General features: G+C 74.9%; 20 protein-coding genes. 15 read left to right on the forward strand and 5 right to left on the reverse strand.

Going from position 1 to position 24,214, the window contains the following annotated elements:
• The first annotated feature begins 70 nt into the window (after positions 1-70).
• From LG396_RS06210 to LG396_RS06235, 6 genes are all read left to right on the forward strand, one after another.
• Positions 71-1,078, forward strand: coding sequence for a GNAT family N-acetyltransferase (locus tag LG396_RS06210; protein WP_225793960.1), 1,008 nt, complete (start codon positions 71-73; stop codon positions 1,076-1,078).
• A 29-nt stretch (positions 1,079-1,107) separates the two neighbouring features.
• Complete coding sequence (locus tag LG396_RS06215) at positions 1,108-1,902, forward strand: SDR family oxidoreductase (protein WP_100301228.1); 795 nt, start codon at positions 1,108-1,110, stop codon at positions 1,900-1,902.
• Between the two features lie 52 nt (positions 1,903-1,954).
• Positions 1,955-2,305, forward strand: a complete 351-nt coding sequence (locus tag LG396_RS06220) for a nucleotide pyrophosphohydrolase (RefSeq protein ID WP_225793961.1) — start codon at positions 1,955-1,957, stop codon at positions 2,303-2,305.
• An 8-nt stretch (positions 2,306-2,313) separates the two neighbouring features.
• Entirely contained in the window at positions 2,314-3,222 is a 909-nt protein-coding gene (mmuM, locus tag LG396_RS06225; RefSeq protein ID WP_225794014.1) for a homocysteine S-methyltransferase, read from the forward strand.
• Positions 3,223-3,283: 61 nt separating this feature from the next.
• Complete coding sequence (locus LG396_RS06230; protein WP_225793962.1) at positions 3,284-4,801, forward strand: 3' terminal RNA ribose 2'-O-methyltransferase Hen1; 1,518 nt, start codon at positions 3,284-3,286, stop codon at positions 4,799-4,801.
• On the forward strand, positions 4,798-7,512 hold the full coding sequence (locus LG396_RS06235) for a polynucleotide kinase-phosphatase (RefSeq protein WP_225793963.1): 2,715 nt from the start codon (positions 4,798-4,800) through the stop codon (positions 7,510-7,512). Before LG396_RS06230 ends, LG396_RS06235 begins: the two co-directional genes overlap by 4 nt.
• 60 nt (positions 7,513-7,572) lie before the next feature.
• Here LG396_RS06235 and LG396_RS06240 read toward each other — a convergent pair whose 3' ends face one another.
• Positions 7,573-8,622 (reverse strand): aldo/keto reductase, encoded by a 1,050-nt coding sequence (locus LG396_RS06240; protein WP_225793964.1) that lies wholly within the window; start codon positions 8,620-8,622, stop codon positions 7,573-7,575.
• A 185-nt stretch (positions 8,623-8,807) separates the two neighbouring features.
• Between LG396_RS06240 and LG396_RS06245 the strand changes: the two genes are divergently transcribed.
• The 4 genes from LG396_RS06245 (at position 8,808) to LG396_RS06260 (ending at position 14,440) form a co-directional block, all read left to right on the forward strand.
• Complete coding sequence (locus LG396_RS06245; RefSeq protein WP_037730336.1) at positions 8,808-10,049, forward strand: arginine deiminase; 1,242 nt, start codon at positions 8,808-8,810, stop codon at positions 10,047-10,049.
• Between the two features lie 51 nt (positions 10,050-10,100).
• Positions 10,101-11,099 (forward strand): ornithine carbamoyltransferase, encoded by a 999-nt coding sequence (argF, locus tag LG396_RS06250; protein WP_037751696.1) that lies wholly within the window; start codon positions 10,101-10,103, stop codon positions 11,097-11,099.
• A 189-nt stretch (positions 11,100-11,288) separates the two neighbouring features.
• The gene (locus tag LG396_RS06255; RefSeq protein ID WP_100301235.1) at positions 11,289-12,116 is read left to right on the forward strand and encodes an enoyl-CoA hydratase family protein; all 828 of its coding nucleotides are present in this window, start codon (positions 11,289-11,291) and stop codon (positions 12,114-12,116) included.
• Between the two features lie 5 nt (positions 12,117-12,121).
• Positions 12,122-14,440, forward strand: coding sequence for a bifunctional salicylyl-CoA 5-hydroxylase/oxidoreductase (locus LG396_RS06260; protein WP_225794015.1), 2,319 nt, complete (start codon positions 12,122-12,124; stop codon positions 14,438-14,440).
• Between the two features lie 33 nt (positions 14,441-14,473).
• On the opposite strand, the gene LG396_RS06265 is transcribed toward LG396_RS06260, so the two are convergent.
• On the reverse strand, positions 14,474-15,925 hold the full coding sequence (locus LG396_RS06265) for a catalase (RefSeq protein ID WP_018844456.1): 1,452 nt from the start codon (positions 15,923-15,925) through the stop codon (positions 14,474-14,476).
• Positions 15,926-15,962: 37 nt separating this feature from the next.
• A complete protein-coding gene (locus LG396_RS06270; protein ID WP_225793965.1) occupies positions 15,963-16,790 on the reverse strand; it encodes an alpha/beta fold hydrolase in 828 nt (275 codons plus the stop codon).
• Positions 16,791-17,033: 243 nt separating this feature from the next.
• On the opposite strand from LG396_RS06270, the gene LG396_RS06275 reads away from it, so the two are divergent.
• Entirely contained in the window at positions 17,034-17,390 is a 357-nt protein-coding gene (locus tag LG396_RS06275) for a YciI family protein (RefSeq protein ID WP_018844455.1), read from the forward strand.
• Between the two features lie 5 nt (positions 17,391-17,395).
• Entirely contained in the window at positions 17,396-18,667 is a 1,272-nt protein-coding gene (locus LG396_RS06280) for an RNA polymerase sigma factor (RefSeq protein ID WP_225793966.1), read from the forward strand.
• 57 nt (positions 18,668-18,724) lie between these two features.
• On the opposite strand, the gene LG396_RS06285 is transcribed toward LG396_RS06280, so the two are convergent.
• The gene (locus LG396_RS06285; protein WP_027766242.1) at positions 18,725-19,558 is read right to left on the reverse strand and encodes a PaaX family transcriptional regulator; all 834 of its coding nucleotides are present in this window, start codon (positions 19,556-19,558) and stop codon (positions 18,725-18,727) included.
• A gap of 9 nt (positions 19,559-19,567) precedes the next feature.
• Positions 19,568-21,205 (reverse strand): AMP-binding protein, encoded by a 1,638-nt coding sequence (locus LG396_RS06290; protein ID WP_225793967.1) that lies wholly within the window; start codon positions 21,203-21,205, stop codon positions 19,568-19,570.
• Positions 21,206-21,421: 216 nt separating this feature from the next.
• Here LG396_RS06290 and LG396_RS06295 point away from each other — a divergent pair, with 216 nt between their 5' ends.
• From LG396_RS06295 to LG396_RS06305, 3 genes are all read left to right on the forward strand, one after another.
• Positions 21,422-22,591, forward strand: a complete 1,170-nt coding sequence (locus LG396_RS06295) for an acyl-CoA dehydrogenase family protein (protein WP_225793968.1) — start codon at positions 21,422-21,424, stop codon at positions 22,589-22,591.
• A 138-nt stretch (positions 22,592-22,729) separates the two neighbouring features.
• Complete coding sequence (locus tag LG396_RS06300; protein WP_225794016.1) at positions 22,730-23,128, forward strand: RidA family protein; 399 nt, start codon at positions 22,730-22,732, stop codon at positions 23,126-23,128.
• Between the two features lie 177 nt (positions 23,129-23,305).
• On the forward strand, positions 23,306-24,202 hold the full coding sequence (locus LG396_RS06305) for a hypothetical protein (protein ID WP_225793969.1): 897 nt from the start codon (positions 23,306-23,308) through the stop codon (positions 24,200-24,202).
• Positions 24,203-24,214 lie beyond the last annotated feature (12 nt).

Here is a 24,214-nt window from a genome sequence, read left to right on the forward strand (position 1 = left end):
CGTGTCCGTCAGTCGTCAGGCCGTGCGAAATTGTGTTGCGGACCGCCGGCCGGCCCCGGACAGTTGGCGGATGCCACTCACCGTGCGGGCGGCGCGGCTCGACGACGCCCCCGCCATCTGTGCGCTCCTGAACGAGATCGACGTCCTGGAGGTCGGCCGTCCGGAGACGGACCTGCACACCGTCGAGGCGGACCTCGGGCACCCCGATGCCGATCTCCCGCAGAACTCGTGGCTGGCCTTCGACGAAGCCGGCACCCTCGTCGCGTACGGGCTGCTCTGGGACGAATCGTACGCCGAGCGCATCGACGTCGACCACTACGTGCTGCCCGGCCACCAGGGCGCCGGGCTGCGGCTGCTGGAGCTGATGGAGGCCCGGGCCGCGGTGAAGGCCGCCGCCAACGGCTTCCGCCGGGCCGTCGTCCACCTGCACCTCAACACCGCGCCCACGACGGACACCGCGCTCCTCGACGCCCGCGGCTGGCACGTCGTACGCCGCTACCACGTCCTGACCCGCGACCTCGCCCCCACCGCTGCACACGCCACCGGAAACGCCGCCGCCCCGGACCCGGCCCCAGCACCAGCCCCGGTCCCGGTCCCGCCGCCCGGCGTGCGGCTGCGCGACTGCACCGCCGAGCCCGACCGGCGCCGCGCACACGCCCTGCTCCAGCGCGCCATGTCCGAGCACTTCGACTTCCAGCCGCACAGCTACGAGACCTGGCTGGCCGACCCCGCCAACGCAAGCCTCGACTGGTCGCTCGTCTGGATCGCCCACGTCGACGGGCTCGGCGACGCGGGCGCCCTGCTGGCGCGCGACGACCGCGAGGCGATGGGCTGGATCTCCACCCTCGGGGTCCTGCCCGAGGCCCGCGGCCGCGGCCTGGGCGGCCTGCTGCTGCGGCACGCCTTCGCCGCGTTCGCCGGGCGGGGGCGGGAGACCGTCGGGCTCGGCGTCGACACCGGGAACGAGTCCGGCGCGCCGGCGCTCTACGAGCGGCACGGCATGGTCGTGTACTTCGCGGTGAACACCTGGGAGATCACACTGCCCGCGGCGGCCGACGCGGCCGTCGCGGACCGGTGACGTACGAACGACAGCGAAACGGAGCGCACATGCCCCTCGACGGCCGGACCGCACTGGTCACCGGCGTGAGCCGAGAGAAGGGAATCGGGTTCGCCATCGCCCGCCGGCTGCTGGCCGACGGCGCGCGCGTGTTCGCGCACGGCTGGACGCCGCACGACGACGAGATGCCCTGGGGCGCCGACCGCGGCGGCACCGCCGCCGTGACCGCCGCGCTCGGCGGCGAGGGCGACCGCCTCGCCTACGCGCACGCCGACCTCGCGGAACCCGCCGCCCCCGGCGCGCTGCTGGCCGCGGCGGGGGAGCGGTACGGGATGGTGGACACGCTCGTCGTCAACCACGCCCGCAGCTCCACGTACGACCTGGAGAAGCTCACGGCCGCCGAGCTGGACCTGTGCTGGGCGGTGAACGTCCGCGCCACGCTGCTGCTGGTGCAGGCGTTCGCGGAGCAGTACGACGCGGCGGCGGGGAAGGAGCGGGGCGGCGGCCGGGTCGTGCTGTTCACCTCCGGCCAGCACCTCGCGCCGATGAGCCAGGAGATCCCGTACGCCGCCACGAAGGGGGCGCTCCAGCAGCTGACGCTGACGCTCTCCGACAGCCTCGTCGACCGCGGCATCACCGTGAACTGCGTCAACCCCGGCCCCACGGACACGGGCTGGGCGGGCGCGGAGCTGGCCGCGCAGGTCGGCCGGGCGCTGCCCCGCGGGACGTGGAACACGCCGGACGAGGCGGCGGCCGCGGTACGGCTGCTCCTGGGCGACGACGCGGCGACGATCACGGGCAACACCGTCGACGCCGAGTCGGGGTTCCGGCGCTGGGTGCACTAGCGCCGGGCGGTACGCGGCCGGGGGCGGAGGACCGGGTGGTAGACAGGGGCGTATGACCGACGACGTGCAGGCTCTGCAGAAGCGGCTCGCGGCGTTCGCCGCGGCCCGGGACTGGGAGCAGTACCACACCCCGAAGAACCTGGCCGCGGCGCTGAGCGTGGAGGCCGCGGAGCTGGTGGAGATCTTCCAGTGGCTCACGCCCGAGGAGTCGGCGCGGATCATGGCGGACCCGGACGCGGCGCACCGGGTGACGGACGAGGTCGCGGACGTGCTGTCGTACCTGCTGCAGTTCTGCTCCGCGGTGGGGGTGGACCCGCTGGCGGCGCTGACGGCGAAGATCGAGCGCAACGAGGAGCGGTTCCCGCCGCCGCAGAAGGAGAGCGGGGCGGGGGACAGGCGTTGAGACCCGGCGTGCCGTTCGCCGCGGCGGTCGCGCGGGCCGCGGGCGGCGGCCCGCCGCTGGTCCTCGACGGGGGCCTGTCGAACCAGCTCGAAGCGCAGGGCTGCGACCTCCGCGACGCGCTCTGGTCGGCCCGGGTGCTCGCGGAGGAACCGGCGCAGATCGAGGCCGCGCACGCCGCGTACGTACGGGCCGGGGCCGACGTGCTGCTGACGGCGAGCTACCAGGCGACGTTCGAGGGCTTCGCGCGCCGGGGCACCGGCCGGCAGGAGGCGGCCCGGCTGCTGACGAGCAGCGTGACGCTGGCCCGGCGGGTGGCGGACGAAGCGCCGCGTCCGGTGTGGGTGGCGGCGTCGGCGGGCCCGTACGGGGCGATGCTGGCGGACGGCTCGGAGTACCACGGCCGGTACGGGGACGGCGTGGGCGTCGCGGAGTTGACGCGCTTCCACCGGCCCCGGCTGGAGGTGCTGGCCGCGGCGGAGCCGGACGTGCTGGCGCTGGAGACGGTGCCGGGGACGGCGGAGGCGGAGGCGCTGCTGCGGGCGGCGGCGGGTCTCGGGGTGCCGGCATGGCTGTCGTACACGGTCGCGGGCGGGAGGACCCGGGCGGGCGAGCCGCTGGCCGACGCCTTCGCGCTCGCGGCGGACGAGCCGGGGGTGGCGGCGGTGGGTGTCAACTGCTGCGCGCCGGAGGATGTCCCGTACGCGGTGGAGACGGCGGCGCGCGTCACGGGCAAGCCGGTGGTGGCGTACCCGAACAGCGGCGAGGGCTGGAGCGCTGGAACCCGTACCTGGCGGGGCCCCGGTTCGTTCGACCCGGCCGCCGCGCCGGGCTGGCGCCGCGCGGGCGCGGCGGCCCTGGGCGGCTGCTGCCGCGTCGGCCCGGAGTCGATCGCCGCCCTGGCGGCGGAACTGCACTGATCCGCCCGGCCACCCGAAACCCGATGGCCCCCGCCCCGCCCGCCGCGGAATACTCGCTCACGTGTTCCTGACCATTACCGCGACCGGCACCGACGCCGCGCCCGCCACCGACCTCGGCTTCCTCCTGCACAAGCACCCCGGGAAGGCGCAGGAGTTCGCCACCTCGCGCGGCACGGCCCACGTCTTCTACCCCGAGGCGACCACCGCCCGCTGCACCGCCGCGCTCCTCCTCGAGGTGGACCCCGTCGGCCTGGTGCGGGCCGCCAAGGGCAAGGGCAGGGGCGGCAAGGGCAAGAGCCCCGACTCCGCCCTCGCGCAGTACGTCAACGACCGCCCCTACGCCGCGTCGTCCCTCCTCGCCGTCGCGCTGAGCCGCGTCTTCCGGACCGCCATGGCCGGCTCCAGCCGCACCCACCCCGAGCGCGCCGCGCAGCCTCTGCCGCTGCGCGTCGAGGTCCCCGCCGTCGCCGCCCGCGGCGGCCCCGGACTCGTCACCCGCCTCTTCGCGCCCATGGGCTGGCAGGTCACCGCCGACGCCGTGCCGCTCGACCCGGCCTTCCCCGAGTGGGGCGACTCGCGGTACGTCTCGCTCGTCCTGGACGGCGAGGTCCGCCTCGCGGACGCCCTGCGCCACCTGTACGTCCTGCTGCCGGTGCTGGACGACGCCAAGCACTACGGCGTCGCCCCCGACGAGGTCGACAAGCTGCTGCGCGCCGGCGAGGGCTGGCTGGAGGACCACCCGGAGCAGCGCCTCATCACCGGCCGCTACCTCTCCCGCCGCTGGTCGCTGGCCCGCGAGGCGCTGGAGCGGCTGGAGCTGGCCCGTCTCGCCGAGTCCGACGACGCGGAGCCGGAGGAGCTGGACAACGCCGTCGACGAGACGACGGACACCGAGGAGAAGCCGGTGCCGCTCGCCGTGCAGCGCCGCGCCGCCATCGCCGAGGCACTGCGCGCCGCCGGCGCGGCCCGCGTGCTGGATCTCGGCTGCGGCCAGGGCCAGTTGGTCAAGGAGCTGCTCGGTGACACGCGGTTCACCGAGATCGTCGGCGTCGACGTGTCCGTACGCGCCCTCGCCGCCGCCGCCCGCCGGCTGCGGCTGGAGCGCATGGGCGAGCGCCAGGCCGCGCGGGTGTCGCTGCTGCAGAGCGCGCTCACGTACACGGACCGCCGGCTCGCGGGCTACGACGCCGCCGTGCTGAGCGAGGTCGTCGAGCACGTCGACCCGCCGCGGCTGCCCGCCCTGGAGTACGCCGTCTTCGGCTCCGCGCGCCCCGCGACGGTGGTCGTGACGACCCCCAACTCGGAGTACAACGTGCGCTGGGAGTCCCTGCCCGCCGGCCACGTCCGGCACGCGGACCACCGCTTCGAGTGGACCCGGGCGGAGTTCCGCGACTGGGCGGGCCCGGTGGCGGCGCGGTTCGGCTACGCCGTGGCGTACGCGGGCGTGGGCCCGGACGACCCGGAGGTCGGACCCCCCACCCAGCTCGCGGTCTTCACCAGGACGGACACCCGCACCGACGCCCGCACGGACACCGAGACGGCACGCACCCGCACCGACACCCCGAAGGAGGCGTCATGAGCGACACCACCCCGGCACCCGGCACCGGCACCGCGCCCGAGCCCCGCCGCCTCGGCGTCCCCGACCTCTCCCTCGTCGTGCTCATCGGCACCACCGGCTCCGGGAAGTCCACCTTCGCCCGCCGCCACTTCAAGCCCACGGAGGTCCTCTCCTCCGACTTCTGCCGCGGCCTGGTCGCCGACGACGAGAACGACCAGTCGGCCTCCGGCGACGCCTTCGAGGTGCTGCACTACATCGCCGGCAAGCGCCTCGCCGCCGGCCGCCTCACCGTCGTCGACGCCACCAGCGTCCAGCCGGAGGCCCGCCGCCAGCTCGTCCGCCTCGCCCGCGAGCACGACGTCCTGCCCGTCGCCATCGTCCTCGACGTCCCCGAGAGCGTCTGCCGCGAGCGCAACGCCGCCCGCCCCGACCGCGCCGGCATGGGCGCCCACGTCATCCCGCGGCAGCGCCGCGAGCTGCGCCGCGGCCTGCGCGGGCTGCAGCGCGAGGGCTTCCGCACCGTGCACCACCTGCGCGGCACCGAGGAGGTCGACGCCGCCCGGGTCGTCCTGGAGCGCCGCTACAACGACCTGGCCCACCTCACCGGCCCGTTCGACCTCATCGGCGACGTCCACGGCTGCGCGGGCGAGCTGGAGACGCTGCTGGCGGACCTCGGGTACGAGGACGGGGTGCACCCCGCGGGCCGCACCGCTGTCTTCGTCGGCGACCTCGTGGACCGCGGCCCGGACAGCCCCGGCGTGCTGCGCCGCGTGATGGGCATGGTCGCCGCGGGCAGCGCGCTGTGCGTGCCCGGCAACCACGAGAACAAGCTCGGCCGCCTCCTGCACGGCCGCAACGTCAGGATCACCCACGGCCTCGCCGAGACCGTGGAGCAGCTGGAGCGCGCGGAGGAGGCGGAGCCCGGGTTCCGCGAGCGGGTGCGGACGTTCGTCGACGGGCTCGTCAGCCACTACGTCCTCGACGGCGGCCGGCTCGTCGTCAGCCACGCGGGGCTGCCGGAGAAGTACCACGGCCGCACGTCCGGCCGGGTGCGCTCCTTCGCGCTGTACGGGGACACCACGGGCGAGACCGACGAGTACGGGCTGCCGGTGCGCTACCCGTGGGCCGAGGAGTACCGCGGCCGCGCCGCCGTCGTCTACGGCCACACCCCGACGCCGGAGGCGTCGTGGATCAACAACACGATCTGCCTCGACACGGGTTGCGTCTTCGGCGGCAAGCTGACCGCGCTGCGCTGGCCGGAGCGCGAGCTTGTCGACGTGCCGGCGGAGCGCGTCTGGTACGAGCCGGTCAAGCCGCTCGCCGCCGCGGCCGCAGGACCGGGCGCCGCGGCGGACGGCGCGGCGGCCGGCGGCACCGCCGGCGACCGCCCGCTGGACCTCGCCGACGTGCACGGCCGCCGCGTCGTGGAGACCGGCCAGCACGGCCGTGTCGCGGTACGGGAGGAGAACGCGGCGGCGGCGCTGGAGGTCATGAGCCGCTTCGCGGTCGACCCGCGGCTGCTGCTCTACCTGCCGCCGACGATGGCGCCCACCGCCACCTCCGCGGAGGAGGGGCACCTGGAGCACCCGGCGGAGGCGTTCGCGGCGTACCGCGCGGACGGCGTGGCGCAGGTGGTGTGCGAGGAGAAGCACATGGGCTCGCGGGCCGTGGCGCTGGTGTGCCGGGACGCGGGCGTCGCGGAGAAGCGCTTCGGCCTGCCCGCGGGCACGGGCGTGACGGGTGCGCTGCACACGCGCACGGGCCGCCCGTTCTTCGACGATGCCGAGCGCACCGAGCAGGTGCTCGCCCGCGTCCGCGACGCGGCGACGGTGGCCGGGCTCTGGGACGAGCTGGGCACGGACTGGCTGCTCCTCGACGCCGAACTGCTGCCGTGGTCGCTGAAGGCGGGCGGGCTGCTGCGCCAGCAGTACGCGGCCGTGGGAGCGGCGTCGCGCGCGGCGTTCCCCGGTGCGCTGGCGGCGCTGGAGGCGACGCACACGCGCCTGGCCGCCGCCGCGCCGCAGGCACCCGCACCCCCGCCCGGGACCGGGGGCGACGGGGCCGGCGAGGCGGACGGGGCCGGCGACCCCGACCCGGCGACCGCCCTGGCCGCTCTCCTCGCCCGCCAGCGTGAGCGGGCCGGCGACGCCGAGGCGTTCTCGGCCGCGTACCGCCGCTACTGCTGGCCGGTCGACGGCCTCGACGGCGTGCGCCTGGCCCCGTTCCAGCTCCTCGCCGCCGAGGGCCGCAACCTGGCCACCGAGCCGCACGACACCCAGCTCGCCCTGCTCGACCGCCTGGTGGAGCACGACGCGAGCGGCCTCCTCCAGCGCACCGGCCGGCTGTTCGTCGACACGGGCGACGACGCGTCGGTGGCCGCGGGCGTGCGCTGGTGGCAGGAGCTGACGGCGGCCGGCGGCGAGGGCATGGTCGTCAAGCCGCTCGCGGCGCTCGTACGGAACGGGGAGGGCCGGCTCGTACAGCCGGGCGTGAAGTGCCGCGGCCGGGAGTACCTGCGCATCATCTACGGCCCGGAGTACACCCGCCCGGCGAACCTGTCCCGGCTGCGCAGCCGCTACCTGGGGCACAAGCGCTCCCTGGCGCTGCGCGAGTACGCGCTCGGGCTGGAGTCGCTGGACCGGCTGGCGGCGGGAGAGCCGCTGTGGCGGGTGCACGAGGCGGTGTTCGCGGTGCTGGCGCTGGAGTCGGAGCCGGTCGACCCGCGGCTGTGAGGACGGCGCGGCCCCGCGCCCCCGGGAGACCGGGACGCGCGGGGCCGCCCGTCCGGTGCCTCAGGCGGCGGACCTGGCAGCCGCCGGGCGGCGCCGCCGGGCCTGCTCGGTGAGCGACGGCGGGGTCCAGGCCCCGTCCGGGGGGTAGACGTCGGTGCCGGGCGGGACGATCTCGTCGATCCGGTCGAGCACGGCGTCGTCCAGCGCCACGGATGCGCCGGCGAGCGTGTTCCGCAGCTGCTCCATGGTGCGCGGGCCGATGATCACGGACGTCACGGCGGGGTGGGCGAGCGGGAAGGCGACCGCCAGCTCCGGCAGCGAGCAGCCCACCTCGGCGGCCACGTCGACGAGCTTCTCGACGGCCTCCAGCTTCGCCGCGGTCAGCGGCGACGACGGGTCGAAGCGGTTCGGGTTCAGGGTGGGCCGTCCCGTGCTCAGGTCGAGGGCCTGCCCCTTGCGGTAGCGCCCGGTCAGGAAGCCGGAGGCCAGCGGGCTCCAGGTCAGCGCCCCCATCCCCAGGCGCTGCACCACCGGCAGTACGTGCCGCTCCACGCCCCGGGCCAGCAGGGAGTAGGGCGGCTGTTCGGTGCGGAACCGCATGAGGCCCCGGCGCTCGGCGACGTGGTGGGCCTCGACGACCTCGTCGGAGGGGAACGTCGAGCAGCCGAACGCCCTGATCTTGCCCTGCCGGACGAGGTCTGTCAGGGCGGAGAGCGTCTCCTCGATGTCGGTGGTGTGGTCCCGGCGGTGGACCTGGTAGAGGTCGATCCGGTCCGTCTGCAGCCGCCGCAGGCTCTCCTCCACCTCGTGGACGATCCAGCGCCGCGAACCGCCGCCCCTGTTGGGCCCGTCCCCCATCGGGAAGTAGACCTTGGTCGCGAGCACCACGTCGTCACGCCGGCCCTTCAGCGCCTTGCCGACGATGGTCTCCGACTCCCCGGCCGAGTACATGTCGGCCGTGTCGACGAAGTTGATGCCCGCGTCCAGCGCGGCATGGGTGATCCGCACGCAGTCGTCGTGGTCGCGGTTTCCGACCGAGCCGAACATCATCGTGCCCAGGCAGTACGGGCTGACCTCCATGCCGGTTCCGCCCAGAACGCGGTGGCGCATGCGGCTCTCCTCGCTTCGTCGGTGCTCGTCGTCGCAACGGTGCGGACCCTACGAGCTGGAGTGCGCTCGAACGCAACAGCAGCTTGCGGCAGCACCGAGCAGCGACCCGGGACCGCCGGTGCTGCGCCGTGACGCCGTCGGTGAACCTCTGCCCCGCGCGCGGCCCCGCGTGGCAGTCTGATCCCATGCCAGCGCCCACATTCCGCGTCGACTCCGAGGCCGGCCGCCTGCACCGCGTGATATTGCACCGGCCGGACATGGAGCTGAAGCGGCTCACGCCCCGCAACAAGGACGCCCTCCTCTTCGACGACGTGCTGTGGGTCCGCCGCGCCCGCGAGGAGCACGACGGCTTCGCCGACGTGCTGCGCGACCGCGGCGTGCAGGTGCACCTCTTCGGCGAGCTGCTCGCCGAGAGCCTGGACATCCCCGAGGCGCGGGCGCTGGTCCTCGACCGGGTCTTCGACGAGAAGGAGTACGGGCCGCTCGCCACCGAGAAGCTCCGCTCCACGTTCGAGTCGCTGGACTCCGCGGCGCTCGTGGAGGCGCTCGTCGGCGGGATGACGAAGCGGGAGTACCTGGACGGGTTCGCGGAGCCGGCGTCCGTGCGCTTCCACGTGATGGACCCGGACGACTTCCTCCTCGGCCCGCTGCCGAACCACCTGTTCACCCGGGACACCTCCTGCTGGGTCTACGACGGGGTGTCGATCAACGCGATGCGCTGGCCGGCGCGGCAGCGCGAGACCGTCCACTTCGAGGCGATCTACAAGCACCACCCGCTGTTCGCGGGGCCGGCGTCCGGCGGGTTCCACGTCTGGTCCGGCGGCCAGGAGGACTACCCGTCGACCATCGAGGGCGGCGATGTCCTGGTCATCGGCAACGGCGCCGTGCTCATCGGCATGAGCGAGCGCACCACGCCGCAGGCGGTGGAGCTGCTGGCGCGGGGGCTGTTCGCGGCGGGCTCCGCGCGCACGATCGTGGCGCTGGACATGCCGAAGGCGCGGGCGTTCATGCACCTCGACACAGTGATGACGATGATCGACGGCGACACGTTCACGCAGTACGCGGGCCTGGGCATGCTCCGCTCGTACACGATCGAGCCCGGCTCGGGCAGCGACGACCTGAAGGTCACCGACCACCCGCCGGAGCACATGCACAACGCCATCGCCGCCGCGCTCGGCCTGGACCGCATCCGGGTGCTGACGGCGACGCAGGACGTGCACGCCGCGGAGCGGGAGCAGTGGGACGACGGCTGCAACGTGCTGGCGGTGGAGCCGGGCGTGGTGGTGGCGTACGAGCGGAACTCGACGACGAACACGTTCCTGCGCAAGCAGGGCATCGAGGTGATCGAGATCCGCGGCAGCGAGCTGGGCCGGGGCCGGGGCGGCCCGCGCTGCATGAGCTGCCCCGTCGAGCGCGGCCCGGTCTAGGGTCTGTATAGTGATGCGTTCGCACGCATAGAATCTCAGGAGCGCGGGACCATGGCGATAGACCTCACCGGCCGGACCTTCGTCAAGGAGCTGGACTGCACCGCCGAGGAGCTCCGTCACCTCCTCTCGCTGGCCGCCGCGCTGAAGGCGGAGAAGCGGGCGGGCGCCGAGCGGCGCCGGCTGGCCGGGAAGAACGTCGCCCTGGTCTTCGAGAAGACCTCGACCCGCACCCGCGCCGCGTTCGAGGTCGCGGCGGCGGACCAGGGCGCGTCGACCACGTACCTGGACCCGGCGGGATCGCAGCTCGGGCACAAGGAGTCGGTGAAGGACACCGCGCGGGTGCTGGGCCGGATGTACGACGCCATCCAGTACCGCGGCGCCGCCCAGGCGGCCGTCGAGGAGCTGGCCGCGTACGCGGGCGTGCCCGTCTACAACGGCCTGACCGACGACTGGCACCCCACGCAGATGCTCGCCGACGTCCTCACGATGACCGAGCACAGCCCCAAGCCGGCCGAGGAGATCGCGTACGCCTACCTCGGCGACGCCCGCTTCAACATGGGCAACTCCTACCTCGTCACCGCCGCCCTGCTCGGCATGGACGTGCGCATCGTCGCGCCCGAGGCGTACTGGCCCGCGGACGCCGTCGTCGCCGAGGCCCGCCGGCTCGCCGCCGCCTCCGGCGCGCGGATCACCCTCACCGCGGACGTCGCCGAAGGGGTGGCGGGTGCGGACTTCGTCGCCACCGACGTGTGGGTCTCGATGGGGGAGCCCAAGGAGGTGTGGGACGAGCGGATCACGGCGCTGCGCCCGTACGCGGTGACGGCCGACGTGCTGCGCGCCACCGGCAGCCCGGACGTGAAGTTCCTGCACTGCCTGCCCGCCTTCCACGACCTCGGCACGGCCGTGGGCCGGGAGATCCACGAGCGGCACGGGCTGACGTCGCTGGAGGTCACCGACGAGGTCTTCGAGTCGGAGCACTCCGTCGTCTTCGACGAGGCGGAGAACCGGATGCACACCATCAAGGCGCTCATGGTCGCCACCCTGGGCTGACCCCCGCCGCCCGCCCGTCCGTTCACGCCCTCCTCCCCGTCCACGCGCGCCGGGCCGCTCCGCGGAGCGGTCCCCGGGGACCCGTGCGCCCGGTCCCGTATCGCGCGGTCGTGACGACAGTCACGTACGGGTGATAACTTCGGCTTACCGCCACCGCCCGCCACCGTCTGCAGACAGGGGCCGCGCACGATGAGCCCGTTCACCGGATCCGCCGCCCGCACCGAGCAGTGGGACCACCTGCGGGTCACCGAGGACGACGGCGTCGTCACCGTCACGCTCGACCGCCCCGAGAAGCTCAACGCGCTGACCTTCGAGGCGTACGCCGACCTCCGCGACCTCATCGCCGAGCTGGCCCGCACCGGCGGCACCCGCGCGCTCGTCCTCGCCGGCACCGGCCGCGGCTTCTGCTCCGGCGGCGACGTGGACGAGATCATCGGCGCCACCCTGGCCATGGACACCGGCCGGCTGCTCGACTTCAACCGCATGACCGGGCAGGTCGTACGGGCCCTGCGCGAGGCCCCGTTCCCCGTCGTCGCCGCCGTGCACGGCGTCGCCGCCGGCGCCGGCGCCGTCCTCGCGCTCGCCGCCGACTTCCGCGTCGCCGACCACTCCGCGCGCTTCGCCTTCCTCTTCACCCGCGTCGGCCTCTCCGGCGGCGACATGGGCGCCGCCTACCTGCTGCCCCGCGTCGTCGGCCTCGGCCACGCCACCCGGCTGCTGATGCTCGGCGACGCCGTGCGCGCCGCCGAGGCCGAGCGCATCGGCCTCATCAGCGAACTCGCCGACGAGGGCCGCGCCGACGAGGCCGCCCAGGCGCTCGCCCGCCGGCTCGCCGCCGGGCCGGCGCTCGCGTACGCGCAGACCAAAGCGCTGCTCACCGCCGAGCTGGACATGCCGCTGGCCGCCGCCGTCGAGATGGACGCCGCCACCCAGGCGCTGCTGATGAACAGCGACGACTACGCCGAGTTCCACGCCGCGTTCACCGGCAAGCGGCCCCCCGCGTGGCAGGGGCGCTGAGCGCCGTGCGGACCGCGGTCATCGGCGGCGGACCCGGCGGGCTGTACGCCGCGGCGCTCCTCAAGCGGCTCGACCCCGCCCGCGCGGTCACCGTCTACGAGCGCAACGCCCCGGACAGCACGTACGGCTTCGGCGTCGTGCTCTCCGACGAGACCCTCGGCGGCATCGAGCACGCCGACCCCGTCGTCTACGCCGCGCTGCAGCGGGAGTTCGTGCGCTGGGACGACATCGACATCGTCCACCGCGGCACCGTCCAGCGCTCCGGCGGCCACGGCTTCGCGGCGCTGGGCCGCCGCCGGCTGCTCGCGGTGCTCCAGCAGCGCTGCCGCGACCTCGGCGTCGACCTGCGCTTCGGCACCGAGGCGCCGCCCGCCGCCGAACTCGCCCGCACCCACGCCCTCGTCGTCGGCGCCGACGGCGTGAACAGCGCCACCCGCGAGGCGCACGCCGGCGTCTTCCGCCCCCGGATCGCCGAGCACCGCTGCCGGTACGTGTGGCTGTCCGCGCCGTTCGCGTTCGACGCCTTCCGCTTCGAGATCGTCGAGACCGACGCGGGCGTCATGCAGCTCCACGGCTACCCGTACGCCGTGCCGGCCGCGTCGGCCGCGTCCTCGGGAGGGGCCTCCACCGTCATCGTCGAGATGCGCGAGGAGGTCTGGCGGCGCGCCGGGCTCGACGCCTGCGGCGAGGAGGAGACGGCCAAGCGGTGCGCCGCGTACTTCGCCGACGCGCTCGGCGGCCGGCCGCTGACGGGCAACCGCTCGCAGTGGACGGCGTTCCGCACCGTCGTCAACGACCGCTGGTGGCACGAGCCCGCGCCCGGCGGCGGCGCTGTCGTCCTCCTCGGCGACGCCGCGCACACCGCGCACTTCTCCGTCGGCTCCGGCACCAAGCTCGCCGTCGAGGACGCCCTCGCCCTCGCCGCGTGCGTCGAGGAGCAGCCCGACGTGCCGGCGGCGCTCGCCGCGTACGAGGCGGAGCGCAGGCCCGTCGTCGCCTCGACGCAGCGCGCCGCCCACGCCAGCCGCGAGTGGTTCGAGGACCTGGCGCGCCATCTCGGCCGCCCGCCACGGCAGTTCGCGTTCGACCTGCTGACCCGCAGCCGCCGCATCACCCACGACAACCTGCGGCTGCGCGACCCCGGGTTCGTCGCCTCCGTCGAGCGCGAGGCGGGGGTGCCGGAGGGCACGCCGCCGATGTTCACGCCGTACACCCTCGGCGGCCTGACGCTGCGCAACCGCGTGGTCTGCTCGCCGATGGACATGTACGTCGCCGAGGACGGCCTGCCCGGCGACTTCCACCTCGTCCACCTCGGCGCCCGCGCGCTGGGCGGCGCCGGACTGGTGATGACCGAGATGGTCTGCGTCAGCCCCGGCGGCCGCATCACCCCCGGCTGCACCGGCCTGTGGTCCGACGAGCAGGAGGCCGGCTGGCGCCGCGTCACCGACTTCGTACGCGCCCACGCGCCCGGCACCGCGCTCGGCGTCCAGCTCGGCCACTCCGGCCGCAAGGGCTCCACGAAGCTGATGTGGGAGGGCATCGACGAGCCGCTGGCGGACGGCAACTGGCCCGTCGTCGCCCCCTCCCCGCTGCCGTACCGCGCGGGCCTGAACCAGACGCCGCGCGCGCTGGACCGCGCCGGCATGGACGAGATCCGCGAGGAGTTCGCCGCCGCCGCGCGGCGCGCCGCCCGCGCCGGGTTCGACCTGCTGGAGTTGCACTGCGCCCACGGGTACCTGCTCTCCGGCTTCCTGTCCCCGCTGACGAACCAGCGCACCGACGCCTACGGCGGGGACCTCGGCGCCCGGCTGCGCTACCCGCTGGAGGTCTTCGACGCGGTACGCGACGCGTGGCCGGCCGACCGCCCCCTGACCGTGCGGATCTCCGCCACCGACTGGGCCGAGGGCGGCACCACCGCGGCCGACGCGGTCACGGTCGCCCGCGCGTTCGCCGACCACGGCGCGGCGGCGATCGACGTCTCCACCGGCCAGGTCGTCGCCGAGGAGCAGCCGGCGTTCGGCCGCTCGTACCAGACGCCGTACGCCGACCGCATCCGCGCGGAGACGGGGATCCCGGTGATCGCGGTCGGGGCGATCTCCTCGTGGGACGACGTGAATTCCCTGATCCTGGCCGGCCGCGCCGACCTGTGCGCCCTGGCCCGCCCGCACCTGTACGACCCGAACTGGACGCTCCACGCCGCCGCGGAGCAGGGCTACACGGGGCCGGGCGCCCCGTGGCCGGCGCCGTACCGCGCGGGCAGCCGCAGGCCGCCGACGGGGCGCACCGACGGGCCGAAGCCGAGGCTGACGCTGGACGGCCGCTGACCGCGGCCGGCGGCACGGCCCCTGCCGCGGGTGTCAGACCTGGCGGACGCCGGCGGCGATCCTGTCGCCGGTGCGCAGGTCGATGCTGCGCCAGTACGCGACGGCGCGCTGCACCACGGGGTCGCTGACGCCGTTCTGCAGGTGCCGGACGACGTTGCCGACCAGGCGGTCGCGTCCGGCGTCGTCCAGGACGTCGCGCACGAGCGTGCCGGGCTGGGTGAAGTCGTCGTCGTCCGCGTGCAGGGTGTAGGCGGCGCGGATCATCTCCGCGGTGTCCACCGTCCAGCGCGCCGGGCGGTTGTAGCGCTCCTCGTCGGCGGCGGGGCCGCCGTAGGAGTTGGGCGCGTACGGGCGGGCCACGTTGGGCGGGTGGTAGCGCATGGCGCCGTCCTTGGCGTACGAGCGGACCTCGGTCTCGGACTGGTTGGGCGGCAGCTGCGCGTAGTTGGTGCCGATGCGGTAGCGGTGGGTGTCGGCGTAGGAGAAGAGCCGCGCCTGGAGCATCTTGTCCGGCGACGGGCCGATGCCGGGCACCAGGTTGCTGGGCTCGAAGGCGGCCTGCTCGATGTGGACGAAGTAGTCCTCGGGGTTGGCGTCGAGGGTCATCCGGCCGACCTCGATCAGCGGGTAGTCGCCGTGCGGGACGGTCTTCGTCACGTCGAAGATGTTGAAGCGGTAGTCCGGCGCGTCGTCGTACGGGATCGCCTGCACGTACAGCGTCCACGACGGCGCCTCGCCGCGGGCGATCGACTCGGCCAGGTCGCGGCGGTGGAAGTCGGCGTCCTCGCCGGCCAGCGCGGCGGCGTCGGCGTCGCTGAGGTGGGCGACGCCCTGGTCGCTCTTGAAGTGGTACTTGATCCAGGTGCGGGCGCCGGCGGCGTTGGTCCACAGGTAGGTGTGGGAGCCGTAGCCGTTCATGTGCCGGTAGGTCCTGGGGATCCCGCGGTCGCCCATCAGGTACGTCACCTGGTGCGCCGACTCCGGCGAGAGCGTCCAGTAGTCCCACTGCATGTCGTTGTCGCGCAGTCCCGAGTCGATGGTGCGCTTCTGCGAACGGATGAAGTCCTGGAACTTGCTGGGGTCGCGCATGAAGAAGACCGGCGTGTTGTTGCCCACCATGTCGTACACGCCGTCGTGGGTGTAGAACTTCAGCGCGAAGCCGCGCGGGTCCCGCCAGGTGTCGGGGCTGCCGTGCTCGCCGGCGACGGTGGAGAAGCGCGCCAGCATCCGGGTGCGGTGCCCGGGCTGGAAGACGTGGGCCCGGGTCAGCTCGCTGACGTCGCCCGTGACCTGGAAGGTCCCGTACGCCCCGGAGCCCTTGGCGTGCACCACCCGCTCGGGCACCCGCTCGCGGTTGAACTGGGCCATCTTCTCGATCAGATAGCTGTCCTGGAGGAGGATCGGTCCGTCTGCGCCGACGCTGAGCGAGTACTGGTCGCTCTCGACGGGGGCTCCGGTGTTGTCGGTGCTGATCGGGTCGCTCATCGCGCTGCTCCGGGTGGGGGGTGCGGGTTGCGGGGCGTCACTTCTGCAGGAATGCCAGCAGGTCTGCGTTGAACCTCTCCTTGTCGCCCGGCACGAGGGCGATGCCGTGGCTGCCGCCCTCGTAGACCTTCAGCTCGGCGTCCGCGACGATCTCGGCGGTCTTGCGGCCGGTGGCGTCGATCGGCACGATCTGGTCGTCGTCGCCGTGGACGACGAGGGTGGGCACGTCGAACTTCCGCAGGTCGTCGTGGAAGTCGGTGGCCGCGAAGGCGTCGACGCAGGCGACGCCGCCCTCGATGGTCTCGGACATGGCCATGTACCAGAAGGCGTCCCTGTTGCCCCGGGTCGCCTTCGTGCCTTCGCGGTTCGCGGAGAAGAAGGGGACCGCCGCGTCCTGCCAGTACTGGGAGCGCTCCTGGAGAATGCCGGCCTTGATGTCGTCGAAGGCCTGCTGCGGCACGCCCTCGGGGTTGTCCCGCGTCTGCAGCATCAGCGGCGGGATCGCGGAGAGGAGCACCGCGGACCGCACCCGCCCGGTGCCGTGCCGGCCGATGTAGCGGGCCAGTTCACCGCCGCCCATGGAGTGCGCCACCAGGGTGACGTCCCGCAGGTCCAGACCGGTGAGCAGGTCGTTCAGGTCGTCGGCGAAGGTGTCGAAGTCGTATCCGCCGAAGACGGGCGTGGACCGCCCGTGCCCCCGCCGGTCGTGCGCGATGCCGCGGAACCCGGCGTCGGCCACGGCCTTGAGCTGGTCCTGCCAGGCGTCGCCGTTCAGCGGCCAGCCGTGGATGAACACCACGGGGCGGCCCTGGCCCCAGTCCTTGTAGAAGATGTCGACACCGTCGCGCGTCGTGCATACGGGCATGTCCGGACGTCCCTTCCCGCGGGGTTCGCAGCCGCGGAGGAGCGCGGCATTGCCGCATCCCATCCTCGGCGATCGCCGCGAACCGGGCAATTCGGGTGGGACTGACGCGGTGCCGCCGCTCCCGTCGACGGCCCGTACCCGGGACGGGGGAGAATCACCGCGCGTCGGTGTCGATACGGGCGGGTGCCGTTCGTGTAGAGGGTGAGAGGCCGGCACGGGGCCGGCCGCCGAAGAGGAGTCGTCATGACGTACTACCTGCTCGCCATGCACCAGCCCGTCGGGGACCCGCCGCCGCCCGAGGTGCTGGATCCCATCATGCGGGACCTGGGTGCGGTGAAGGACGAGATGAAGGCCGCCGGGGTGTGGGTCTTCGACGGCGGGCTGCACGGGCCCGAGGCGTCGACCGTCGTGCGGATGCGCGACGGGGACGTGCTGACCACGGACGGGCCGTACGCCGAGGGGAAGGAGCACCTCGGCGGGTTCGCCATCATCGACGTGCCCGACCTCGACGCCGCGCTCTTCTGGGCGCGCAAGGAGGCGGCCGCGGTGCGGCTGCTGCCGATCGAGGTGCGGCCCTTCCACGACTGGGCCCAGGGCTGACCCGCGTGCCGTCCCACACGTCCGCCGCGGAGATCGACCGGGTGTTCCGCCGGGAGTACGGGCGCGCGGTCGCGGTTCTGGTCCGCCGCTTCGGCGACATCGACGCCGCCGAGGAGGCGGTCCAGGATGCCTTCGCCGCCGCGGCGGACCGCTGGCCGGCGGACGGGCTGCCGCCCAGCCCGGCCGGCTGGATCATCACCACCGCCCGCAACCGCGCCCTCGACCGGCTCCGCCGCGAGGCCACCCGCGAGCACCGGCACGCCCAGGCGGCGCTGCTCCACGGCGCCGCGGGCGGCGGTGCGGGCGGCGGTGCGGCGTACGCGGAAGACCCCGCCGAGAGCGCGGCGGCCGCCGAGGAGACGCCCGTGCAGGACGACCGGCTCCGCCTGATCTTCACCTGCTGCCACCCGGCGCTCGCCCCCGCCGCCCGGGTCGCGCTCACGCTCCGGCTCCTCGGCGGGCTGTCCACCGCCGACCTCGCCCGCGCGTTCCTCGTCCCCGAGAAGACGATGGCCCAGCGGCTCGTACGGGCCAAGGGCAAGATCCGCGACGCGCGCATCCCGTACCGGGTGCCGCGGGACGCGGACCTGCCGGAGCGGCTGGGCGCCGTGCTCTCCGTGATCTACCTGATCTTCAACGAGGGCCACACCGCCGGCTCCGGCGACGTCCTCGGCCGCCCGGACCTGGGCGCCGAGGCCATCCGGCTCGGCCGGCTCCTCGCCGGGCTGATGCCCGACGAGCCGGAGGCGCTGGGGCTGCTCGCGCTGATGCTGCTGACCGAGGCGCGGCGCCCGGCCCGTACGGACGCCCGCGGGGACCTCGTGCTCCTCGCCGACCAGGACCGGGACCGGTGGGACCGGCGGCTCGTCGAGGAGGGGCAGGCCCTGGTCCGGCGCTGCCTGCGCCGCAACCGCCCCGGCCCGTACCAGATCCAGGCCGCCGTCAACGCGGTCCACAGCGACGCCGGCACCGCCGCGGCCACCGACTGGCACCAGATCGTGCGGCTCTACGACCAGCTCATGGCCATGGCCCCCACCCCGGTCGTGGCGCTGAACCGCGCCGTCGCCGTCGCCGAGACTGCCGGCCCGGCGGCGGCGCTGGCGGAGGTCGACGCCCTGCCGCTCGCCGGGTACCACGTCTTCCACGCCGTACGGGCCGACCTGCTGCGCCGCACGGGGCGGACGGCGGAGGCGGCGGCGGAGTACGCGGAGGCCGCGGCCGCCACGGGCAACGCCGCGGAACGCGCGTACCTGCTGCGGGCGCGGGACCGCCTCTGAGCCGGGCCGCTCCCGTGGCTCCCGGCTCGCCCGCGCACGGCCGGCCGCGGCGGCGACTCAGCGCGCCGGCCGGCCCGGTGCGTGCAGAGCCGCGGCCACGAACCGGGTGGCAGGGGCCCGCAGGCGGTCGTCGAGGGCCGCGAAGACCTCCGCCGCGCGGGCACCCGGCCAGTCCGGCGGCAGCACCTCGCGCGGCAGGCCCGGGTCCGCGTAGGGGAGGTGGCGCCAGGCGTCGAGGGCGAGGAGGTAGTCGCGGTACGCGTCCGGGCCCGCCGTGCGGGCGGACGCGCGCTCCAGCACCGGCTCGTGCGCGTCCAGGAACGCCTCGTGCAGCTTCGCTATCGCCGGCAGGTCCCACCACCTGGCCACCGCCTCCGGCGTCGGCGTGAACCCCTCGTGCGTACCCCGGAAGAGGTCGACGTACGGGGCGAGTCCGAGGCGGCTCAGGGTGTGCCGGGTCTCCTCCGCGACGTGCGCCGGTGCGATCCACACGCCCGGGGCCGCCTGGCCGAAGCCCAGCCGGGTCAGCCGGGAGCGCAGCACGTGGCGCTTGCGGCGCTCCGACTCCGGTACCGAGAAGACCGCCAGCAGCCAGTCGCCGGGGCCCGCCGGCGCCTCCCGGCGGTAGATGCGGCGGTCGCCGTCGTCGAGGAGGGTGCGGGCCGAGGGCGACAGCGCGTACGCGGCCTCGCCCGCGTGCCGTACGGGCACCAGCAGCCCGCGCCGCTTGAGCCGGGAGACCGCCGAGCGCACCGCCGGCGCGTCCACGCCGACCGCGTCCAGCAGCCGGATCAGCGCCGCCACCGGCACCCGCCCGGCGTCCGGGCCGCCGCGGCCGAACGCGCCGTAGAAGCTGACGATCAGAGACCGCGGGGTTCGTTCGGCTGCCACTCGATCACTCTAGCGATTCCCGGGGGCCCGCCCGGCCTGCTCCTCCCGCAGCCGGTAGCGCTGCAGCTTCCCCGTCGGCGTCCGCGGCAGCGCGTCCGTGAACAGGATCTCCTTCGGGCACTTGTACGGCGTGATCTCGCCCTTCGTGAACTCCCGCAGCGCCGCCTCGGTCTCCGGCCCCCGCACCACGCCCTCGCGCAGCACCGCGTACGCCACGACCACCGTGCCCCGCTCCGCATCCGGCCGCCCCACGACCGCCGCCTCGCGCACGTCGGGGTGGCGCAGCAGGGCGTCCTCGACCTCGGGCCCGGCGATGTTGTACCCCGCCGAGATGATCATGTCGTCCGCGCGCGCCACGTACCGGAAGTACCCGTCGGGCTCGCGCACATACGTGTCGCCGGTGAGGTTCCAGCCGTCCCGCACGTACTCCTGCTGCCGCTCGTCCGCCAGATACCGGCACCCCGTGGGCCCGCGCACCGCCAGCAGCCCGGGTTCCCCGTCGGGGACGTCGTCCCCGTCCGCGTCCACGATCCGCGCCTCGTACCCGGGCACCGGCACGCCCGTCGCCCCCGGGCGGGCGTCGTCGTCGGCGGCGGAGATGAAGATGTGCAGCATCTCGGTGGCGCCGATGCCGTTGATGATCCGCAGCCCGGTGCGCTCGCGCCACTCCCGCCAGGTGTTCGCCGGCAGGTTCTCGCCCGCGGACACGCAGCGGCGCAGTGAGCCGGTGTCGTGCGTGCCGAGCCCGTCGAGCATCGCCCGGTACGCGGTGGGGGCGGTGAACAGCACCGACACCCGGTGCTCGGCGATCGCCGGCAGCAGCTTGTCGGGCCCGGCCTGCTCCAGCAGCAGTGCCGAGGCGCCGGCGCGCATCGGGAAGACGACGAGGCCGCCGAGGCCGAAGGTGAAGCCCAGCGGCGGGCTGCCCGCGAAGACGTCCTCCGGGACGGGCTTCAGCACGTGCACGGAGAAGGTGTCGGCGATGGCGAGCACGTCGCGGTGGAAGTGGACGCAGCCCTTGGGCCGGCCGGTGGTGCCGGAGGTGAAGGCGATGAGCGCGACGTCGTCGCCGGAGGTCTCCACGGGCGCGTACGCGTCGGGTTTGGAGTCGGCGAGGCGCAGAAGGTCGCCGGGGTCATCGCCGCCGTACGGGACCACCGTCAGGTCCGCGACCTCCGCCCGGACCAGGTCGTCGAGCGAGCGGGCGTCGCACAGCGCGTGCCGTACCCGCGCGATCTCGCATATCCCGCGCAGCTCGTGCGCGCGCTGCGCGGCCAGCACGGTGACGGCGACCGCGCCCGCCTTCATGACGGCCAGCCAGCAGGCCACCAGCCACGGTGTGGTGGGTCCGCGCAGCAGCACCCGGTTGCCGGGCAGCACGCCGAGATCGTCGGTCAGCACGTGCGCGATCCGGTCCGCGCGGCGCTGCAGTTCGCCGTACGTCCACATCTCGCCGGCGGGGGTGTGCAGGGCGGGCCGGCCGGCGCCGAACCGCTCGACGGTGGCGTCGAGCAGCTCCGCGCCGCAGTTGAGCCGGTCGGGATAGCGCAGGCCGGGCAGCGGGAAGACCAGGTCCGGCCACTGCCCGGACGGCGGGAGGTGGTCGCGGGCGAAGGTGTCGGCGTGGGCGGAAGGCTTGAGCTGCATGTCGGTACGCCCCCTAGGTCTGCCCTGCGGTACCTCATGGAGCGTAGCGTTGGCGTGACGACAGTCAACAGTCCGCGATATCCGGCCCGGCCGGACCTCGCACGCGCAGGGACACGCGCGCCGTTACGCACCGGACGCCGCCCCCGCGCCCGGCCCGACCGCCCCGGACGGCGGACGGCGCCGGGACGGCGGGCCACCGGCAGAGAGGAGTACCGCATGTCGGAGCAGCACCAGCCGCAGCCGCGGCCCTTCGCGCTCGACCCCGGGCTGCAGGCGTGGTGCGCCGAGTTGCGCGCGTTCGCCGCCCGGCGGCTGCGCCCGCTGGCCGAGGCGGGCGAGCCCGGCCGCGTCAACCGGCCGCTCCTCGCCGCCCTCGGCGCCCCCGGCGACGACGGCGAACCCGGGCTGCTGGCCCGGGTGTTCCCCGCCGCCGGGCCGGTCTCCGCGCTCACGCTGTGCCTGCTGCGCGAGTCGCTGGCCCGCGAGTGCACCGAGGCCGAGACGGCGCTCGCGCTCCAGGGGCTCGGCGCGTACCCCGTCGTCCAGGCCGGGACCCCCGCGCAGCGGGAGCGCTGGCTGCCCGAGGTGACTGCCGGGCGCGCGGTCGCAGCGTTCGCGCTGACCGAGCCCGAGGCGGGCTCCGACGCGGCGGCGCTGCGGCTGGCCGCCGAGCCGGACGGGCCCGGGCGCTGGCGGCTGACCGGCGAGAAGAAGTGGATCTCCAACGCCCCGGAGGCCGACGTCGCCACCGTCTTCGCGCGCACGACGCCGGACGCCGGCGCCCGCGGCGTCACCGCCTTTCTCGTGCCCGCCGGCCGCCCCGGGCTGACCGGCGAACCGCTGGCCATGCTCAGCCCGCACCCCATCGGCACGCTCCGCTTCGACGGCGTCCCGGTCACCGCCGCCGACGTGCTCGGCGAGGTCGACGGCGGCTTCCGCACCGCGATGGCGACGCTCAACCTCTTCCGCCCCTCCGTCGGCGCGTTCGCCGTCGGCATGGCGCAGGCGGCGCTCGACGCGGCGCTGGATCACGCCGGGCGGCGGGAGGCGTTCGGCGGCCCCCTGAAGGACCTCCAGTCCGTATCGCACACCCTCGCCGAGACCGCCACCCGTGTTGAGGCGGCCAGGCTGCTGGTGTACGCGGCGGCCTCGGCGTACGACGCGGGCGCGCCGGACGTCGCCCGGCGGTCGGCGATGGCGAAGCTGCTGGCGACGGAGACCGCGCAGGCGGCCGTCGACGCGGCCGTGCAGATCCACGGGGCGCGCGCACTTGAGGCCGGTCACCTGCTGGAGCACCTGTACCGCGAGGTGCGCGCGCCGCGCATCTACGAGGGGGCGACGGAGGTGCAGCGGAGCATCATCGCCAAGGAGCTGTACCGCAGTTGACCCGCGGACGCACGGGGCCGGCCCCGGCCCGTACGCCGGCCCCGGCCGGCGACAGCCCCCCGACCGCCGCCGCGGCCCACCGCCCGCCCCTCGCCCGCCGACCAGAGCCCCGTGCCCACCGAAGGGAACCCCGCCGCCGTGTCCGTCCACCGCGTCAACCCCGCCGCCCTCGCCCGGCCCTCCGGCTTCAGCCACGCCGTCACCGCCACCGGCTCGACCATGGTCTTCCTCGCCGGGCAGACGGCACTCGACGGCGCCGGACGCATCGTCGGCGACAGCCTCCCGGCCCAGTTCGAGCAGGCGCTCGGCAACCTCCTCACCGCGCTCGGCGCCTGCGCCGGGGAGCCCGCCCACCTCACCCGCGTCACCGTCTACGCCACCGACCCCGAGGACTACCGCGCCCACGCCCCGGAACTCGGCCGCATCTGGCGCCGGCTGGCCGGCGAGACGTACCCCGCGATGGCGCTGATCGGCGTCACCCGGCTCTGGGACACCGAGGCGCTCGTCGAACTGGACGGCATCGCGGTGCTGCCGTAGCGGGGGCCTCCGCCGCGGCGGGGGAGCCGCCCGCAGGTCGCGGTCCCGCTACGGGACGGCTGCGAGATGGCCGCAGTGCGGCGATTGCGTACGGCAACGAACTGGTGACCGGCGGCCAACATAGGTAGATTCGTGCGCATCCCCAACGACCGCACGCAGAACAGAGGTTACGCGTCGATGGCTGACCGCCGGCTTGAGCTCGGCCGCTACGAGGCACGCCTGCTGCTGTGGCTGCTGGAGGAGTCCGGCCACCGGCCCGACGTACCCGTGCGCACCGCCGCGTTCGGCCTGGAGCAGAACAAGCCGGCCCTCGGCGTCTCCGCCGTCATCTCCGCGCTGGCCGACCGCGGCCTGGTGGACGTCCACCAGTGGCCGGAGCACGTCCCCGCCGACACCTCCCTGCGCCCCGAGGGCCACGAGCGCGCGCTGCGGCTGGAGCGCGAGCGCCGCGACCCCGGCGCCCGCCAGGCGTACGCCGAGGACGCGGTGCTGCGCTGGGCTTTCGAGCACCGCGGCGACGACGCGCTGCTGCTGCGCGACTTCTTCGTCGCCGACCACGTCTTCTTCCACGGCGACGCCCTGCGGGCCGACGAAGTCCTCGCCGCGGCCCGCTCGTTACAGACCCTGGGCATGCTCGACCTCCTCGACGCCGGTGTCACCGGCGACGTGGTCACCGGGCAGGTCAAGCTCACCGAACGCGGCCTGGACTGCGGCCACGAGGGCCGGGGCCTCGCCGCGTTCCTGAGCCGCGAGCGCGACCGGGCCCCGGCGGGCGTCACCATCGGCAGGGTCGAGGGCGACGTCACCGTCATCAACAACAGCACCGTCACCGTCGCCGGCCGGCTGGCCGACGAACTCGCCGACCGGGGCCCCGCGCTCGGCCTCGGCGAGGAGCGGCTGCGGCTCCTGCTGCGGGACGCCGACGACATGCGCCGCGCCGCCGAGGAGGGGCGGCCGGGCCGGCTGCGGGCGCTGTTCGACCGGGTGCGCCACGAACTCGGCAGCGCCCCGGACACCACGGGCCGCCAGATTCTGCTCGAAACGGCGGGACGACTCGGCAGCATGCTCGGCTGACCGGGACGCCGC

Source organism: Streptomyces aculeolatus (assembly GCF_020400605.1).
Lineage (GTDB): Bacteria > Actinomycetota > Actinomycetes > Streptomycetales > Streptomycetaceae > Streptomyces > Streptomyces aculeolatus.